Genomic DNA, 17,845 nt, shown 5'->3' with positions numbered 1-17,845 from the left:
GTCCAGCCCATGGCTCTCGGGCTGGACCCGGCATGCGAATTCCAGGCCTGCTTAGCGGAAAGCCCTGGAAATCTGGTCCGTGAGAGGTTTCAGCATATACGACCAGACATTGCGTTCATCCGTGCGGATGTGAACTTCCGCTGGCATGCCCGGTCTGAGTTGCCTGGCTTCCTTCAAGCACTCCGACTGACTGTCGACCTTAATACGGGCCGAAAAGTACGAAAGCTGGCGTTGCGGATCTTTGATCAGGTCCGCCGAGATGTACTTGACGGAGCCGTTGCAAACAGGGGTAGTCCCGGCATCGAAAGCTGGAAACCGGATCGAAACGCTCTGTCCCGGGTTGACGTCGTCTATGCGGGAAGGAGGGATCAACGCGTCCACGACAAGGTTGTCGGCCTCGGGAACGATCGTCATCAGCAGTTCGCCCGGGGCGACCACGCCGCCGACAGTGTGAACGGACGACTGCTGAACTGTGCCGGATTGCGGAGCGCGGATCTCGGTTTTGGTCAGTTCGTCTTGCGCCACGATCTTGCGTTCGTTGAGTTCGGTGCGCTTGGCTTCAGTCTCGCGCAGTTCACCGGTCACATCGCTTCGCCGTTGCTCGTCGAGCTGCAGGATTTGCAACTCGATCTCGCTGATCTTGGCCTGTGCCTCTGCTACCGCGGCTGCCAGTCGTCCCGACTCGCCCTTGGCACGCGTCGCATCCAGTCTGACGTTGCTAATCCTCTCTTTGGACACCAGTTTCTTCGAATAGAGGGCATCGACATCCGTAAGGTCAGTGCTCAGCAGCGCCGCTGATTCATCGGCTGCAACCTGCTGCGCCTTCAGGCCATCGATCTGACGCTCGAGTTGCTTTGTTTGGCTCGACAAGAGCGCCTTCTGCCCGGCCAATGCCGAGGCACGGGTTTCGAACAGAGCGCGCTCGCCGCTGACAAGGGCGGCCAGCTCCGGCTTTGGCATCCCGGCCTCAAGGCCGGCTGGAAGCTGCATTTCACGCAAACCGCCGCGTTCGGCCTCCAGTCGCGCAAGCCGCACCGTGGTGCGATCAAGATCTTCGCTGATGATCTGCAGATTGGCCCGTGGCAGCGTGCCGTCCAGCCGGACCAATATGTCACCGGCCCGAACATGGTCGCCGTCTTGCGCAAAGATGCCGCCGATCGTGCCGCCGGTCTGGTGCTGGACCTTCTTGATGTTGCTTTCGACCACCACCGTGGCGGGCGCGATCACGGCGCCGGCTATCTTGGTCAAGCCAAGCCATGCTCCGCCGCCGACCACCAGCAGGCCAGTCACAACGAGCCCCAGCGTCATGCTTGGCCAAAGGGTCCCTGGCGCAAGGATGCTGTCTGGCACCTTGGGCAAGTCGGTTTCGGCGGGCTGATCTCGAGTTCCGAACCGGGCAAGTGTCGGCATGAACGCAAGCACGCGGGGCAAGATGTCACGCATGTCCGGTCACTCCCGAGTGGATGGGCGCGATCGAAGATGGACGTTGCGCGGCAGGCGAGGGCGGCCGCCGCATGCCGGCAAGCACTTCCTCGCGCGAGCCGAAGGTGCGCAGCCTGCCATCCGCCAGGACCATGACCTGATCGATGTTGGTGAGGGCAGATGGCCTGTGTGCAACAACGATCACAATACCCCCACGCTGGCGGACGGCCATGATGGCTCCGGCCAGGGCGGCGTCACCTTCAACGTCGAGATTTGAGTTTGGCTCGTCCAGCACGACCAGGAACGGGTTGCCGTAGAGCGCCCGGGCAAGGCCGATAAGCTGCCTCTGGCCTGCCGACAGCGCTCTGCCTCCCTCGCCGATGCGCGTCTGGAAACCTGCCGGCAGATGCATGATCATCGAGTGGACGCCCGCGGCTTTCGCCGCGGCGAGCACGCCCTGGGGGTCGCTCTTGCCGCCAAATCTCGAAATATTGTCCGCCACCGTCCCGTCGAACAGTTCAACATCCTGCGGCAGATAGCCAATGTGGGCGCCGAGCCGTTGCGCGTCCCACTGGTCGAGAGAGGCCCCGTCCAGCCGTACCGTGCCGTGCAGAGGACTCCAAACTCCCACCAGCGCGCGAACCAATGTTGTCTTTCCCGAGCCGCTTGGGCCGATAACCGCCATTCCCGCGCCGCTCGAAAGCTGGAAGCTTACATCGATGAGCGTCGGCCTGGGTGTACCCGGAGGCGCTACCGCCAAACTATCGACCGCCAGGCGGGCTTCTGGCGGCGGCAACTTCATGGATTCGATTGGACTCTCGAACGCACGGAGCGCCGCTTTCAACTGGAAGTAGCTCTGCCGGGTGGATAGGAAACCCCGCCAGTTCGCAATCGCCGCATCGACCGGGGCTAGCGCGCGACCCAGCAATATCGACGACGCGATGATCACGCCAGGGGATGCTTCGCCTCCGATGACGAGATACGCGCCGAGCCCTAGCACCGAAGATTGCAGCACCATCCTAAGCGCCTTCGACAGCGAGCTGATTCCACCCACGATGTCGGAGAGCCGCTCCTGATAGGAGAGATAAGCGTGAGTGACTTCGCCCCAGCGTCCCGCCAGCCGTTCGGAGAGGCCCATGGCGTGGACCACCTCGGCATTCCGACGGCCGGAATCAGCAAGCGCGCGCTGTGTCAGGATCGCTTCGGACGCCAGCGCCGCAGGGCGGCGGCTGATGATCTCAGCCACGATGGTCAGCACGACGACGGCGACGGAGCCGAGGGTCGCAAGCACGCCGAGCGACGGATGCAACATGTAGATAATGAGCAGATAAAACGGGATCCACGGCGCGTCGAAAAGAACCGTCGGCCCCGTTCCCGAAAGGAATCCGCGCAATTGATCGAGGTCCCGCAACGGAAGCACCCGGTCCGCTTCTCGACCGGCCCTGAGCGGGAGAAGCAACGAAATCGCGAATGTTCTCTGCTGCAAACTGCAGTAGAATCGACTGGCGATTCGGACCAGCAGGCGAAGCCGCACGAAATCGAGCAGACCGTAGGCCGCATAGAGGCCCAGCATTCCGATGGTAAACCCGACCAAGGTCGGGACGCTTTGCGACGGCAGGACGCGATCATAGACCTGCAGCATGTAAACGGATCCGGTCAACGCAAGGATGTTTATCATTGCGGAAAAGAGTCCGATGCCAGCTATTCCGGGCAGGCAGTCTAGTATTGCGGAGCGTAGCGGAGAGGCGATTTGTGGCTCTTTATTCATAGCTTATTGCTATGACGCGACGTTGTCGCGTGTCTTTCTTTGTTCATCCGATGGGTAACCTTTCTGATTCCACCATATCACATGCGCCCCCGGACATGATGGCTCGCTAACATATGGCGAACTTTATGCAAAATGAAGCGAAATCGTGGCCGGGAGTCGGGGTGGGGAGAGGGGTGCCTGTGAAAACAGTGGAGAACTGTGCATGCGGTCGTCAGTGGAAAACCCGCAGATTTCGCTGCAAGCCACTGACTTTACAGTAAATTGCACCGACCCGTTGATGTGGCCATCCCCACAGCGATCAAAAACTTCGTTCAAAGATGTTGGTATGTGATTTTCATCTAATGTAGCTTTCGGTCTAACCCCCATCCAGGGCGGGGTGTTGCCAAACAAGAAGGAAAACGCATGGCGACTCTCCATTATGCATCAGGCGGTTCGGCTGCCGAAGTTGCGGGCGCCGGATTTAACCTGGCGGACGTTCAGTATCTTTCGCAGGTCAATGAACTGCCCAGCGGAATGAAGGGGCTTGTCTATCTAAGCGCTCATGACGGGGTAACCTCGTCGTTCATCGAAAAAGTCACGCCCTTCCTCAACAATCCAAAAGTGTTTGGATTTTTCCTGATGGACGAGCCGGATCCTACCGGCAGATGGGGCACCTACGCGAGTGCGGCAAATTTGAAGGCTGAATCCGACTGGATCCATTCCCATTTCCCGGGCGCCAAGACCTTCATCACCATGATGAATATGGGGTCGTCCACCAACCCGGACTTTTCCAACACCTATAATCCCGCCAACACCGGGATCGACTACTATGGACTGGACCCATACCCGGTTCGCACGGGGATAAGCAGCGTCGACTACAACATGATCGACAGAGCCGTGGCCGCGGCCGTGAAATCAGGCATTCCGGCTGACAAGATCGTTCCTGTATATCAGACATTTGGCGGCGGCGGTTGGCAGACGGACACCGGCGGCAAGCACGTCATGCCGACGTCGACCCAAATGCAAACGATGATCGATCACTGGGCAAAGCTGGTTCCGTCCCCAGCCTTCGACTATGCGTATGCCTGGGGTTCTCAGAACGGCGACACCGCCCTGGAGAACTCCCCTGAGTTGCAGGCCGTTTTTCGCCAGCACAACCTCGCCAGCCCTAGTCCTTCGACACCGCCTCCGAGTTCCGAGCCGACAACGCCTACGCCCACCACGCCGACTGTCCCCGATCCCACGCAGTCGACCCATCACATCTTCCATGGCGGCCCTGGCGCGGACGTATTTCATTCGACCAGCGGGGACGACGTTTACTATGTCAACAATGCACATGATAAGGTGATGGAGGCATCAGGCGGCGGCTTCGACAAGGTGGTCGCCTCGGTCAGCTACGCATTGTCTGCTGGTTCGCATGTCGAGCAACTCTCGACCGACAAGACGGGCGGCACACATACGATCAACTTGACGGGCAACGAGTTCGGCCAGGCGATCAATGGCAATTACGGCGCCAACAAGATCGATGGTCGAGGCGGCGCCGATACAATGAAAGGCTATGGCGGCAACGACACCTATTTTGTCGACAATGTGCATGACAAGGTGGTGGAGCAGCCAGGCAACGGCAAGGACGCGGTGTTCGCCTCGGTGAGCTATGCTCTCTCGGCGGGCTCATCCGTCGAGAAACTTGCGACCACGCAGGCTTCGGGAACGGGGCAAATCAACCTGACCGGCAACGAGTTTGCCCAGACGATCCAAGGAAATGCCGGCGCCAACAAGATCAATGGCGGGGGTGGTTCCGATACGCTGACGGGCTTTGGCGGCAAGGACGTCTTCGTGTTCAACACCGCGCTTGGCTCTGGAAATATCGACAAGATAACCGACTTCAAGGTTTCCCAGGACAAGATCCAACTTGATCACAGCGTATTCACCGGACTCCAGCAGGGCGCCCTTTCGGCCGCGAACTTCCACATCGGCAAAGGTGCGCATGATGGAAGCGACCACGTCATCTATAACAGTTCGACCGGCGCGCTCTCTTTCGACAGTGACGGTATCGGCGGCCATGCTCAGACGCAGTTTGCGACCGTTGCTCCGCATCTCTCAATTGGCGCGAGCTCCTTTTTCGTGGTTTGACGCACGCGGTTGTGCTTCCGGCAGGAGCTGAGCGCTCCTGCCGGTAGGCTTCTCCGCTCGCCGTCGAGTTGAGCGCGCACGCCGCTTTTTGGGCTAAAAACGGCTGCCGTCCGAGGCATTGCGGGAACATTCTGCCTTGATCGTGGTTTGGTGCCATCGCGCAGGGGATGGATGACGTGCCAAGCTACGAAGTCGAGGAGATTTTCGCCGGCCAAGTCGTGGTGACCCACAAGGTAGTCGCACCAACTCCGTTTCGAGCAGCCAAGCTCGCGACAAACCGGGAAATCACGCTTCGTGCTTCCGAGGCCCGCTGGATCCGGGTATTCGAGCAAGACGGCCGCCGCCGAGCCTATGAATATACGTTCTCGGATCGACCTCAACCCACCCCAACGAGCAATCTTGATAGTCCGATCACCCGTTCGCGATGAATGCGCATTCGCGCGGCTGATCCCATAGCGCACGGCGTCTCGATCCAAACAGTCCAGCCCGCGGTCTGATCCTTGCGCCGTTGGCACGCAAGCATGGCCTAGTTGCGTCATTCGAACGGACGAGGACAACGGCCAGCCCTGCCCGTAGCCTGAATTGCTGGTGTAAATCGCAACGAAATCGGGCCATGGGAAACGATCCAAGTTCGAGCCGCTTATGGGAGCCGAAGGCCCGCTGGATTTCGGGAGCGGCACGATGAACCCGCACCTGGTCTGCATCGGCGGCGAGGATCACGCCCTGAGGATCTCGTTTCTGATGGAACTCCGTGAGCGGGGTTTTCGGGTCACCGCGGTCTCGACCGGCGATGAAGCTCTGTTTTTACGGCACGGCATTCCGCACCGCCGCTACGAGTTCAATCGCTTTGCCAATGGCAGCGGCAAAGCCGGGACGATCAGGACATTGCGAAGGTTGTTGCGGGAACTCCGCCCCGACATCGTCCAAAGCTTCGATACGAAACCCAATTTGCTAACCCCGCTGGCGGTGCGGGGAGAAGTCCCGGTCGTCCGCACGATCAACGGCTTGGGCTGGACCTTCTCATCGCTGGAGCCGCGAGCCTTGGCCATGCGGCCCGCCTTCTGCGGTCTGCAGTGGGTTGCTTCCTTCTGGACTGCTGCCACGGTTTTCCAAAATCGCGACGACCAAGCCTTTTTTGAGCGCTATCGGCTGATCCCACGCGGCAGCGGACGCCTTATTCAGGGGTCGGGCATCGACGTCAATGCATTCGCGGTGGCAAGACGTCTTGCCTCATCACCAGCGGCAATGCGGCGGGAATTCGGACTGGAATCGGCCGAGATCGTCATTTTTGTCGGCCGGCTCACCCGCCTTAAGGGCATTCCGACCCTTCTCGAGGCGATTCCGCACGTTCTCTCCAAAAGACCTCATGCGCGTTTCGTGCTCGTTGGCCCACGGGAATCGGAAGGACCATTCGCCGTCGAAAAGTCCGAAATCCAACGATTTGCTTCTCAGGTAACCGTGCTGGGCAAACGGCATGATGTCCCCAGTCTGCTTGGCATGGCTGATTTGTTCGCCTTCCCAACGCAATATCGCGAGGGCGTTCCGCGCGTCTTGCTGGAAGCCGGACTCGCTGGATTGCCGATAGTCGCATCGCGAATGCCCGGTTGCAGCGACGTCGTCGAAGATGGGTGGAACGGTTATCTGATCACGCCGCGCGATGCTCGCGCCCTTGCGGACCGGATAGTCGACATACTGTCGGACCGCACCTTGGGAGCGGCCATGGGGCAGCGCTCCGCCTCGCTTGTCAGGGAGCGTTTTGCCCTGCCGGGCATCGTCGACCAGTACTGCGATGTCTATAAGAGCAATCTCAGGACCAAATCTCGCGGCTTGCTTGCTCCATCGCCTCTGGAGAGCGGCATTGCGAACCGCCGGTTGGACGGGGCGCGGCAATGATGCGCGACGCGTTGCTTGCCGGCGGTGTCATCCTGTCAGCCGCGTCGCAGCTCTCCGTCCCCGGCATGCCATTCGGCTATGGCGAACTGCTCCTGGCGCTTTGGATCATGCTGTCGGCCGGACGAATGTTGGTCGGCGGGCGCGTCGAAGCGACACCAGCCTTCGCGCAACTCGCGACTTTTTGGCTGCTCCTTTCTCTCGCATTGGGGATCGGCACGATCGTCGGCTACTTGACCACCCTGCTTTACCCGACAGGGTTGTTGCACGACACAATGGCCTACGTGCTGTTGGCCAGCATCACTTGCCTGGCGAGTGTTGAGCCGGACGCGGGGCGTCGTCTTCGACGCAGCGGTTGGTGGGCGATCGCGTTCGCCGACGCGATATTTGCCATCCAACTCGCCATCGCGTGGGGTTGGCTCCATCAGCCCGGCGTCGATCCCTGGTATTGGGACCGCTTCCGCGGCTGGTCTGAAAACCCGAACCAGCTCGCGCTCTATTGCGCGCTTCTTGGTCCGCTGGCGCTGCACCTTGCAACCACTACTCGCAATCGGTGGGGTCAGGTCCTTGCGCTCTCAAGCCTCGTGTTCATCTTTTTTGTCGGCCGCCTGACCAGGAGCGATGCCTATCTCTACACCACGATTGTAAGCGGCGTCGCCTTCCTCGGGTTGCGGTTGAAGGCATGGTTGGCATCCGATGGCAATCGAACCAGCCTGCCCAGGCAGATCGCACTTCTGCTGATGGTCGGCGCTGTCCCCTTGGTGATAGCGATGACCCCCTATCTTCTTAGCGAGGAAAGCTTTGCGGCGAATTTTGCCAAGAGCCTCACCAAGGACGGAGGCGGCGAGGCCACGGCTGAAACATTCGAGCTTCGGGTTTATCTGTGGGATGAGGCGCTTCAGAAGGGGCTGCAATCGGCATCGCTCGGCCTCGGTCCTGGCCCCCACCTGGAGCGCCCGCCGACGGCCGACATGCAATTTCTGGAGCGGCCGTTCGAAGCGCACAATACGGTTCTCGACCTCTATCTGCAGGGCGGGCTGGTCGCCGTCATCGCCTTGCTGTGGATCGTTGGATCGGCGGCCATGTCCGCCTGGCGCGCTCGCTACGACGCGCTTTTGGTGCTCGTGGCGTCCGCAGCCGTGTTCAGCATACCGCACCTCATCATTCGTCATCCGATCGTGTGGTTTGCATTGACCTTCTGCCTCGTCGCGGGACCGCCAAGCGTTTTCCGGCGCGAGCTTGAGCCTTCAGAGGTGATGTGATGTGCGGGATAGCCGGGATACTTCTCGCGTCCAATGCTGCCGACCCCAAGTCGCTCGATCAGATCGGGCAAATGATGATGGCGCTTCGTCACCGCGGTCCGGATGGCGAAGGACTCTGGACGGATCGCGAAGCAGGCATTGCCTTAGGCCACAGGCGGCTGGCGATCGTCGATCTGTCGGAAACGGGGCAACAGCCCATGCTGTCCACAAGCGGTCGGTATGCGATCACCTTCAACGGCGAGATATATAATTTCCGTGACCTGCGTCTCGAGCTTGAAGGCGTCGGCCACCATTTCCGCGGCACCAGCGACACGGAAGTCATGTTGTGTGCGATCGAGAGCTGGGGCCTCGAGGCCGCACTCCAGCGTTTTGCTGGCATGTTCGCGTTCGCCTTGTGGGACCTGAAGACGAGGACCCTCCATCTCGCGCGGGATCGACTGGGCAAAAAGCCCCTCTACATCGCTTCAGCCAGGCATGCGCTGGTCTTTGCTTCCGAACTGAAAGCAATCAGCCGCTTTTCAGGCTACTCTCCGGAGATCGATCTGGATGCCGCCACTGCAATGCTTTCCAAGGGGTGGGTCCCGGATCAGAGTTGCATTTGGCGAGGTGTCTTCAAGCTGCCACCCGGCTCGGTCCTGACCCTCACGGCCGCGACTGTGGCGGAGGGGCGCGGGGCCGCCTCCCTTTCGCAGGGCGCAAGTCGCTGGTGGTCGCTGGCCGAAGTCGCCAAGAACGGGCGAGAACAACAGATCGCCGGTAGTGACGACGATCTGACCAATGAACTGGATCATCTGCTCCGGCTTGCCGTTCGCGAGCGCATGATCGCCGACGTTCCGTTGGGCGGTTTCCTGTCGGGCGGCGTCGACAGCTCTACCGTTGCGGCCTTGATGCAGGCTCAATCTCCAAATCCCGTGCGCACTTTCACCATCGCCTTCGCGGAGAGCGGCTTTGACGAGGCCCCTTACGCCGCCGAGGTAGCGCGCCATCTGGGCACCGACCACACGGAACTACACCTTTCGGCCGCCGCCGCGCGTGACGTGATCCCCGAACTGCCAACGGTGTGGGATGAGCCATTCGCCGACGAATCGCAGATACCGACTCTGCTGGTGGCGCGGCTGGCCCGCCAGCACGTGACCGTGGCGCTGTCGGGGGACGGCGGAGACGAGTGCTTTGCAGGCTATGGCCGCCACTTCATGGCGGACCGGCTGAAACGGTACCAAGGTCTACCCGCAAGTGCACGACGAACGGTGGCGGCCGGCGCAGGGATGCTGTCCAGGGCGGCTCGTCACGATTTCATTGGCAACCTGCCACTTCCGTCGCATGTGCGGCATGCGCTGCGCAGCGATCGGCTCACTCGCTTCGCCTGGCTTCTCGCCGCGAAGGATGAAGACGAGCTGCACAGGCGGCTGACGGGATCATCGGCCGAAAACCTCACCCGGCACGAGACTCCTGCATCCATAGTCTCTGCACCGCGGCTCGACGGGCTGTTGTCTCGCCTCCTGTACGACGACATGTCCGGCTACCTCGCTGGTGACATTCTCGTCAAACTGGATCGAGCCAGCATGGCCAACAGCCTCGAGGCGCGTTGTCCCCTGCTGGACCACCGCGCCGTCGAATTCGCTTGGCGCCTTCCGGCTGCCATGAAGGTTCGCAACGGCAGAGGCAAGTGGATCCTTCGAAATGTGCTGTGTCGTTATCTTCCGCAACGGCTGGTCGACCGGCCGAAGCAGGGCTTCGACGTGCCGATCGCGGCTTGGCTGCGGGGCCCGTTGCGCAACTGGGCCACCGATATTCTGTCCGATGTTCGCAACCAGGGCGAAGGCTTGCTGGACAGCACAAAGGTGGACGCCTGCTGGCGCGATCACGTTGCAGGACAGGACCGCTCCCGTGAACTGTGGTCGGTGCTGATGTTTCAAGCCTGGTGCAACGAGGCCAAGCGGCAGGCGTCGGCATCGAACTCATCCCGTGAACTCGATCTGGCAGGAGTATGAAATGGCGGGTTCCGCAGTCAGCCGAATTGAATTGCCACGAGCCACCCCGGTGGCTGCCCCGGCTCCTGAAAGCAGGGCCCGCGTACGGCCTCCCAGAAGCGCCCCGAATTCAGCAACCCCGTCTCGCCAACTGCTGGTGACATTGGCGAGCAGGAAATGGATCATTCTGCTCTTCGCGGTTGTCGGCGGCATCTTGGCGGCCTTGGCGGGAATAACCCGCCCTACCATGTACGAAGCCACCAGTCAGCTTATCATAGACGCTCCTGCCAGGGCGGCCCTTCCCGCCAGCCCGGGCTCAGCGCAGGACATGATCGATTCAAGCATTGACGACCACATCACGATGCTCTCGTCGGAGAGTCACCTTCGTCGAGTCGCCGCAGCGCTGCGTCAACCGAGCCCGGCCAACGCGACCGCACAACCGCAAGCCGGGAAGGGAAGCTCCAGCCAGGGGCCAACGGCCGCCGATCCGCCGACATCGCACTCTTTCGCTGGCGATCTGCTGAAGCGCCTTTGGCCGCGGGATGTTGTATCCACCAATGCGCCGCAAGCAGCAGAGGCCGCCGAGATGAAAGCGCTGCGCAAAGGGGTAAGGGTCGGACAAGAGCTCCGGTCCCGGGTCATTTCCGTCGGCTTCTCGGACGATGACCCGGCGCGCGCGGCGCTGGTGGCCAATACATTCACCAAGATCTATGTCGACGATCTCGCGCAGAAAAGTCAGGCGTCGAACATGCAGGAACTTGACGCCGTCGTCGCCAGTTTGCCCAAACTGCAGAATGAACTGGTGGATGCGTCCAATCGGCTCGAGGAGTATCGGCTGAGCCATGGCGCGGTCGATCAAGGCTCGGCTGACAAGGTGGCCGGGGAGAGGGCGGATCTCAGCCAACAGATATCGATGTCCAAAGCGGATCTGGCGGCGCTGGAGTCCCGGCTCCAGCGTATCCAGGAGCTTCGAAAGCAGGGCGCGCCGGCCGCGACCCTGGCCGAGGCCGCCGGCACGCAGGAGTTGGCCGACCTTTCGGCTCGCGTGGCCAGGGCGCCAGCGGACAAGGATCTGGCCAATGCCTTTTCCGTCGCGATCGAAAAGGTAATCGCTGATATCGTCGCTGAAGCGGACATCTATCGTGCCCAGGTCGAGGCTCTGGGAAATCGAATGCGTGTGCTCGATGCGGTCGCGGCCGACACGGCCAGCCGGCTCGCCGGTTTGCGGGCGCTCGAACCTCAAGTCAGCCTCTTGACGCAACGCTACAACGAACTTCTCGGCCGCCAGCAGGACCTGAAGCGGCGCATCGGAGCTCCGTCCGCCGGGGTCTCGGTCCTTTCCGTTGCATGGCCGCCGACAATTCCGCAGACATTGCCGCCGGTTTTTTTGGTTCCACCGGGAATGATTGCGTTCGGCCTCCTTGGCGCCGTTTTGGTTCTCATGCGAAATCGCTTCGATCGCACCTTGCGCGGTGAAGCGGAGGCGGAAGCCGTGCTCAGGATACCGTGCGTGGGGCTCGTGCCCGAACCGGGCAGGATGCACGCCAAACAGTTGCGTGACCTGGTTTTGGGCCAGCCCAAGTCGGCCTACAGCCGTGCGGTGACGTCGCTGCTGGTCGCGGCCGCGCCAAATCAGGCAAGGGGTCGTGCTCCGCACACGATCCTGCTCACGCCAAGCGTCCGGGCTGACGGAGCGACCGAGCTTGCGTGGGGCCTGGCCTTGGCGGCCACCCGACTGGGCAATCGTGTTCTTCTGGTGGATCTCCAGCGGGCGGGCTCCCAACTTACGCCCGAGTTTCTGCGCCAGTTCAACGGACCCAAGGCTCGTCATTCCTTCGCGGATTACATCAGCAGTCGTTGTACCTTGGATGACGCGGTCGCCAGCATTCCCGAAATTGGCATCGACCTGACGACCATGGCACCTGCAGAAGATCTTTTGGCTCTCCTGGCGCGTGTCGACACCGCCAAGTGCAGGGAAGATTTGCACTCGGCGTACAGCCTCGTCATCATAAACGGGCCATCGGGGCTGGCTGGGCCAGAAGCCATGTTCCTCAAGAGCTGGGCGGACGCGGTTCTCGTTACCGTTCGCTGGGCAAGAACCTCGCGGCATGTCGCGCGCGGGGTGGTGGAGCAGCTCCTGAGCGACGGAACGCTCTCGGTTCCGGTGGCGAGCGTCCTTACCCGAGTGAACCTCACCCGGTACGGCAGGTATCGGTTTGGCGACAGTGCCGATCTTTTGCGCGAGAGGATCTCATGAATTCGACCGGCACCGGCCGTAAGCAAGGCTCGCCATGATCCGACTTCCTCAAAGCCCGATCGGCAAGGTCCTTCGAGCGGCCGGTGGCGTGTCGGCCATGGCGATTGCCGGTCAGCTCATTCTTGTCGCGACCATTCCGGTGTTGGCCAGGCTCTATTCTCCTGCTGATTTCGGCTTGTTCACGATCTATCTTTCGACCGTGAACATACTGGGGGCGGTCGCGGCACTGCGCTTTGAGGCTTCGCTGTACGGCGTCAAGAGCGACGCGCAGGCATACGTCACGGTTAAGCTCATTCTTTTGGCCGTGTCGGCAACCGGCGTTCTTGCCTTGACGGCGGGGGTTATGTTGTCGAGCACCGTTCCGGTCCGCGCTGTTGACCTTGTGTGGCTGGTCCCGATCGGCATGGCAGGCGCAGGTCTTGTGGAGACCATGAATTGCTGGAGCCTGCGTGCCGGCCTGCTGCGCGACTTCGCGCTCGGCCGCTTGATCTTGCCCGCGACGATGGCGTTGTTGCAACTGATGTTCGGCATCGTCCATCTCGGAGGAGAGGCGATGGTGCACGCTCACATTCTCAGCCAATTCATCTTCATTGGGTTCCTTGGCGTTCGGATTTTCCGCTGGGAGGACGTGTGCGGTATTGCCCGCGCGCCGTGGCAAACGGTCTTTGAAAAGGCCAGGCGCGAATACAAATTTCCACTGTTCGACATCCCGGCAACGGTCGCAAGTTTCGCCATCAACAACCTTCCGGCGATACTCGTCGGCTCGATGTTCGGGACCGCCTATGCTGGCTATCTGGGCGTCGCGTCGCGGCTCGTCACCGGCCCCGTCACCCTCATTGCCACGCCGCTCAGCAATGTCTTTGTCGCCGAAGCCAATAAGGGCGGCGGCCGCAGGCATCTGCTCGGCCTCGCACGAGGCCTGCTGATCCTTGCCGGCGGGCTCACTTCACTACCCATTCTGGCTCTTGGCCTCGCCGCACCGCAGCTCGTCGTACCCCTATTGGGACGGCCATGGCTGCCCGCCGCCGAAATCATGACGGCGCTGGCGTTCATGGGCGCGGTGCAAGCTTTGTCGACGCCGCTTCAGGATGTGCCGGCTCTCCTGCGACGGCAGGAGGTGCGCCTGGTCGTCGATGCCGTAAGGACGGTGCTCGTGTTTGGTCCGCTTCTAGCCGGCGCCAGAGCTGGCTGGGAACCTCTCACTGTCATTTATCTCATGGCTGCCGGCGGCGCCGGGGGCTTCTTCATCAAGACGGCAGCCTCTCTCTATCTGTTGAAGCAAAGTGTTCAACCGGACGAGACGTCGCCTCGCAGCCGGTGCATCGCCTTGGAGGAAAGATAACATGACGCAGATGGACAGTCGCGACGCCCTTCCTTCCGCAGCCCTGCCAACAGGGGTCGGACCTTCGCAAGATGAGGGGTCGGCGGAGTTGGTGACACTGCGGCCGTTCATTTCAGTGGCCATCCCGACCTTTCGCAGGCCAGATACCATTCGAAGGACAATCGACAGCATCCTCCAGCAGGATTTTGCGAATTGGGAACTGGTGGTTAGCGACGACGAGGGGCAAGGAGGGCTGTCCTGGAGGATCGTCGACGACTATGCGCGTGCCGACGGTCGCATCCGGATTGTCGAGAACGGCAGGGGGCGAGGCCAGGTCGAGAATACCAACAATGCCATGCTGGCTTGCACCGGCACCTGGATCAAGTTGCTGCATGACGACGACTGGCTCGCGCCCGGCGCGCTCAAGCGATTTGCCGAGGTGTCCAAGGAGCATCCCTCGGCCGCATTCATGACCTGTGCGGCCAATATCGTGGAAGACGGCAGGATCATGCTCCGCTCGACGCCATCGGAGCAAAACCGCGTTTCAGTCTATTCGAGCCAGCAATGCCTCAGGGATCTTTACCTTGTCCGGACGACGAGGAGCCTCGGCATCATTCCCTCGACACTGTTGATCAACAGCAAGGTTCTTCAGGCTGGATGCCGAATGCGTGCACACAAATCGATCCCCGCCGGCGTCGACCAACTGTTCTTCGTGGACCTAGCCGGTCACGGAGACATGGTTGCGATTAATGAGGGTCTGATTTTTTACGACGCGACCAACCATCCGAGCATCACCACATCGAAGAGCTACACGGAAGTGGACGAAGTTACGCTTGCGGTTAAGCAGCTTAATTGGCAGCTGCTCGAAAACAGAAGGAATCTTCCTGACCCCGAGAGCCTCTTGCGAGCATTGCGGGTTGCACGCGTACCCGCCAGATTTCATCACCAGTCCTTGCCCGTGACTATCCGCGACACGCTGCAAATTCTTCGCCCATCAGTGATGAAGATCGCAAGCCAGTACCTCGTGGAATACCTGTTCAGGATCCGCCCGGTCCTAGGGCCATGGTATACCCGAAGACAGTGATGGAGCTGACCCGTTCAAGGCCGTGCACGGGACGCGGCACGCGCCGAACCGATTTATGGGGCACGGACTCACGACGGCCGCCCCTGCGGTGGCCACAAGGCTGGACACGATCATCCCCGGATGTTCAGGGAACTAGGGCAACACCGAGACGCGTGCGAGAAGGGTGACCAATTCTGCCTGACGCCTGGTTTCAGTTTTGGCGAACAGTGATGCGAGCTGGGTTCGGATGGTCGTCCGGCTGAGCGCACAACTTTCAGCGATTTCCAACGGGGTGTAGCCCTTTGCCAACCGCACCGCCAGATGTGTCTCGGCTCCGGTCAAACCGAACATTCGCTGCAGGGTTTGAGGGTTGGGCGCCGATTTCGTCTCTCGGTCCAACAGGGCGACGACGATCGTGTTGTCGGCTGCGAAGAGGCCGCGCTCGTTGATGACAACGGGGCGATCTCCGCTGCTGCGGATCACAATCCATGCAAACGATCCGGGGTTGAGGTGGCACGGCACGTTCGCGATCAGGCTTCTGAGCGCTCCCGAAAGGCCGTCGGCGTTGTTCACCTGGCTGCCATAACCGCTGAGAATGACGCGCGCGGTGGCGTTCCACTTGAGGACTTTCCTGGTTTCGCTGAGCACGAGACATCCGTAGCCAAGGCGATCAAGCATACCCGGGAAAGAATGCAGCGCCGGTTGGTCACCTTCGGTGGCGGCAGCAGGCCTTTCAACCTGCCGGTCGGAGCTTTGGGCATGGCGCAAGGGAGACGGCCTGCTGCCAGGCCCCATGGCCGCCATCGCACGTTGCACTTGGAAAACAGTACTTCTCGGCCGTTCGACCAGGTTCATTGTCGTCACCACTTTCCGGTTTCGCTGTCAGATCGGCGCCAGCGCATGGGCTAAGTGTTGGAACTTTCTTCTGATGATTCTGATAGGCTGACATTTCGGCGCGCGAAAGCGAGCAGCAGCACTAGGTCCGATAACCAAAGGCTCTAAGCCGCATTGGCTAAGCCAAAAGTTGTAGGTAGTCAGGATGAGATTGCGGATAGGCGGTCCCGTACTGTCGGACAGGCTACGACAACATCTGGTTTCGTCGGCCGTCCTGCTGGCTACCCTTTTTATCGAGATGGAATCGTCGCTGACAGGTGGTGGCAGTGCGGCCTTTCTGGAATGTGTGCCGGCGATTGTCATCATCGCCTTCCTGGAGGACCGCTGGCCTGCGATGGCTGCCACGTTTGCCATGGTGGCTGTCGGCTTGGCAGTTCGCCTGGCGGCGAACGGTCAGTTGGTCGGAGATGATCTTTCCGGGGCCATTCTCCTCGCCTTGTCCGGCGGGATGATCGCCTTTCTTTTCCATCGTTCAAGGCAGGAGTTGAGGAGCGCGCTCGATGTCGCCGAGAACAGGCTTACCGCCATCGAGACGACCGAAGCGCGATATCGCTGGGCTTTCGAGCGGGCCGCCTTGGGATTTGCGACCGCAAATGACCGTGGTGAGCTGCTGCAGGTCAACATGTGCATGTGCAGTATGTCCGGCTACGCACAGGAAGAGCTCGTCGGCCAGCATATCGAAACGCTCGTTCATCCTGACGAACGCGATCTGTTCGCCAGGCTTGGACGTGGTCTAAGCGCGGAGGCGCCGTCGTTTGGCTTGGAAATGCGCTTGAGAAGGAAGGATGGCACTGTTTTCTGGGCTCGCGTGACCCTCTCTTGGTCTGGTCCGGAGAAACAACTGCCGATGGGCATATTTGTCGTCTTCGAGGATATCACTGAACGCAGGGCTGCAAGCGAAGCGCTCTTGAGCCAAAAGGAATGGCTGGACCTTGCGCTGCTCGCCGGAAGGCTTGGCACATGGCGCGTGGACTACAAGGAGAGAATTGTCTCCGGTTCAGATCAATTTTGGGAAATTCTTGGTTTGCCGCCAGCCGCTTCCCGTCCTCTGGACGAGCTGTCGGCGATCATTCATACGGCGGACTGGCCAAAACTCGGGGCCCATTCAGAATTCATCGCGGCAACCGCCAACTACGACGCAGAGGTTCGAGTTCGGCGGTCGGACGGACAGTTCCGCTGGATTGCCCTGCGCGGCCGTGAGGACATCCGCGATGGCTATCATCAGCGGTTCGGGATCGCGGCTGACCTTACCGAGCGGCGGCAGACAACACTGTTGCGGGCCGCGGTGAGAAGACAGGAGCGGCTTATACTTGAACAGCGGCACCGGCTCAGTAATCTGTTTGCCGTGATCACGGCTGTCGTGAAAATGATCCCTGCTTCAGACCAGGATATTTCCAAGTACAGAGGAGATCTTTTAGAGCGAATTCGGGCGCTCGAATCCACGCACCTGCTGTTGATCAACAATGCAGAGTTATCATCTACGATCCGCGATATTGTCGCACATGCGCTTCGCCCCTACGCCGAGGCACACAGAGCAACGATCACAGGGCCTCATGTCAGAATCGTCGGGGGGGCTGCCGAAAGTTTCGCGATGGTCGTCCACGAACTCACGACAAATTCGGTCAAGCACGGGGTGCTCGGGAACTCCCAAGGCCAGGTGGAGGTAAGGTGGGGCGTCGCACCCGAGGGCTCGGACGGCGACATCGTGTTCGACTGGATCGAACGAGGCGGCCGAAATGCCAAGCCTGTCCTGCGGAAAGGTTTTGGGTCGATTGTCCTTGGCGCCGATGGAACGCCCTTGGTCGGTCACTCTTCGAAACTGGAAATGTCGGCTGGTGGGTTGCGATATCAGCTACGCCTATCCCAGGGCGAGATTCAGCCTTAAC

The 17,845-nt window shown here is 60.7% G+C and carries 11 protein-coding genes; 8 read left to right on the top strand and 3 right to left on the bottom strand.

All coding sequences use genetic code 11. From position 1 onward, the window contains the following. Positions 1–51 precede the first annotated feature (51 nt). Together LB516_RS00730 and LB516_RS00725 are read right to left on the bottom strand one after the other, a co-directional pair. A complete protein-coding gene (locus LB516_RS00730; RefSeq protein WP_015316380.1) occupies positions 52–1,443 on the bottom strand; it encodes an HlyD family type I secretion periplasmic adaptor subunit in 1,392 nt (463 codons plus the stop codon). Next, complete coding sequence (locus LB516_RS00725; protein ID WP_224718731.1) at positions 1,436–3,190, bottom strand: type I secretion system permease/ATPase; 1,755 nt, start codon at positions 3,188–3,190, stop codon at positions 1,436–1,438. The genes LB516_RS00730 and LB516_RS00725 overlap by 8 nt, the downstream gene beginning before the upstream one ends. A 402-nt stretch (positions 3,191–3,592) precedes the next feature. Here LB516_RS00725 and LB516_RS00720 point away from each other — a divergent pair, with 402 nt between their 5' ends. The 7 genes from LB516_RS00720 (at position 3,593) to LB516_RS00690 (ending at position 15,086) form a co-directional block, all read left to right on the top strand. Further along, complete coding sequence (locus LB516_RS00720; protein WP_140660802.1) at positions 3,593–5,302, top strand: calcium-binding protein; 1,710 nt, start codon at positions 3,593–3,595, stop codon at positions 5,300–5,302. Between the two features lie 681 nt (positions 5,303–5,983). After that, complete coding sequence (locus LB516_RS00715; protein WP_224718730.1) at positions 5,984–7,195, top strand: glycosyltransferase; 1,212 nt, start codon at positions 5,984–5,986, stop codon at positions 7,193–7,195. Continuing rightward, positions 7,192–8,454 (top strand): O-antigen ligase family protein, encoded by a 1,263-nt coding sequence (locus LB516_RS00710; RefSeq protein ID WP_224718729.1) that lies wholly within the window; start codon positions 7,192–7,194, stop codon positions 8,452–8,454. Before LB516_RS00715 ends, LB516_RS00710 begins: the two co-directional genes overlap by 4 nt. Continuing rightward, positions 8,454–10,445 carry an asparagine synthase (glutamine-hydrolyzing) gene (asnB, locus tag LB516_RS00705; protein WP_224718728.1) on the top strand — a complete coding sequence of 664 codons (1,992 nt, stop codon included), beginning with the start codon at positions 8,454–8,456 and terminating at the stop codon, positions 10,443–10,445. The genes LB516_RS00710 and asnB overlap by 1 nt, the downstream gene beginning before the upstream one ends. Before the next feature lies 1 nt (position 10,446). After that, positions 10,447–12,681 carry a GumC family protein gene (locus tag LB516_RS00700; RefSeq protein WP_411969371.1) on the top strand — a complete coding sequence of 745 codons (2,235 nt, stop codon included), beginning with the start codon at positions 10,447–10,449 and terminating at the stop codon, positions 12,679–12,681. Positions 12,682–12,715: 34 nt separating this feature from the next. Further along, positions 12,716–14,023 (top strand): lipopolysaccharide biosynthesis protein, encoded by a 1,308-nt coding sequence (locus LB516_RS00695; RefSeq protein ID WP_015316387.1) that lies wholly within the window; start codon positions 12,716–12,718, stop codon positions 14,021–14,023. A gap of 1 nt (position 14,024) precedes the next feature. Next, positions 14,025–15,086, top strand: a complete 1,062-nt coding sequence (locus LB516_RS00690) for a glycosyltransferase family 2 protein (protein ID WP_015316388.1) — start codon at positions 14,025–14,027, stop codon at positions 15,084–15,086. A 132-nt stretch (positions 15,087–15,218) separates the two neighbouring features. On the opposite strand, the gene LB516_RS00685 is transcribed toward LB516_RS00690, so the two are convergent. Beyond that, on the bottom strand, positions 15,219–15,920 hold the full coding sequence (locus tag LB516_RS00685; RefSeq protein WP_224623123.1) for a helix-turn-helix transcriptional regulator: 702 nt from the start codon (positions 15,918–15,920) through the stop codon (positions 15,219–15,221). 184 nt (positions 15,921–16,104) lie between these two features. Here LB516_RS00685 and LB516_RS00680 point away from each other — a divergent pair, with 184 nt between their 5' ends. Then, positions 16,105–17,844 carry a PAS domain S-box protein gene (locus LB516_RS00680; RefSeq protein WP_224623121.1) on the top strand — a complete coding sequence of 580 codons (1,740 nt, stop codon included), beginning with the start codon at positions 16,105–16,107 and terminating at the stop codon, positions 17,842–17,844. Position 17,845 lies beyond the last annotated feature (1 nt).

Origin of the sequence: Mesorhizobium sp. CO1-1-7 (assembly GCF_020164885.1) — a bacterium.
GTDB lineage: Bacteria > Pseudomonadota > Alphaproteobacteria > Rhizobiales > Rhizobiaceae > Mesorhizobium > Mesorhizobium australicum.
This window is presented reverse-complemented; position numbering and strand designations above follow the sequence as displayed.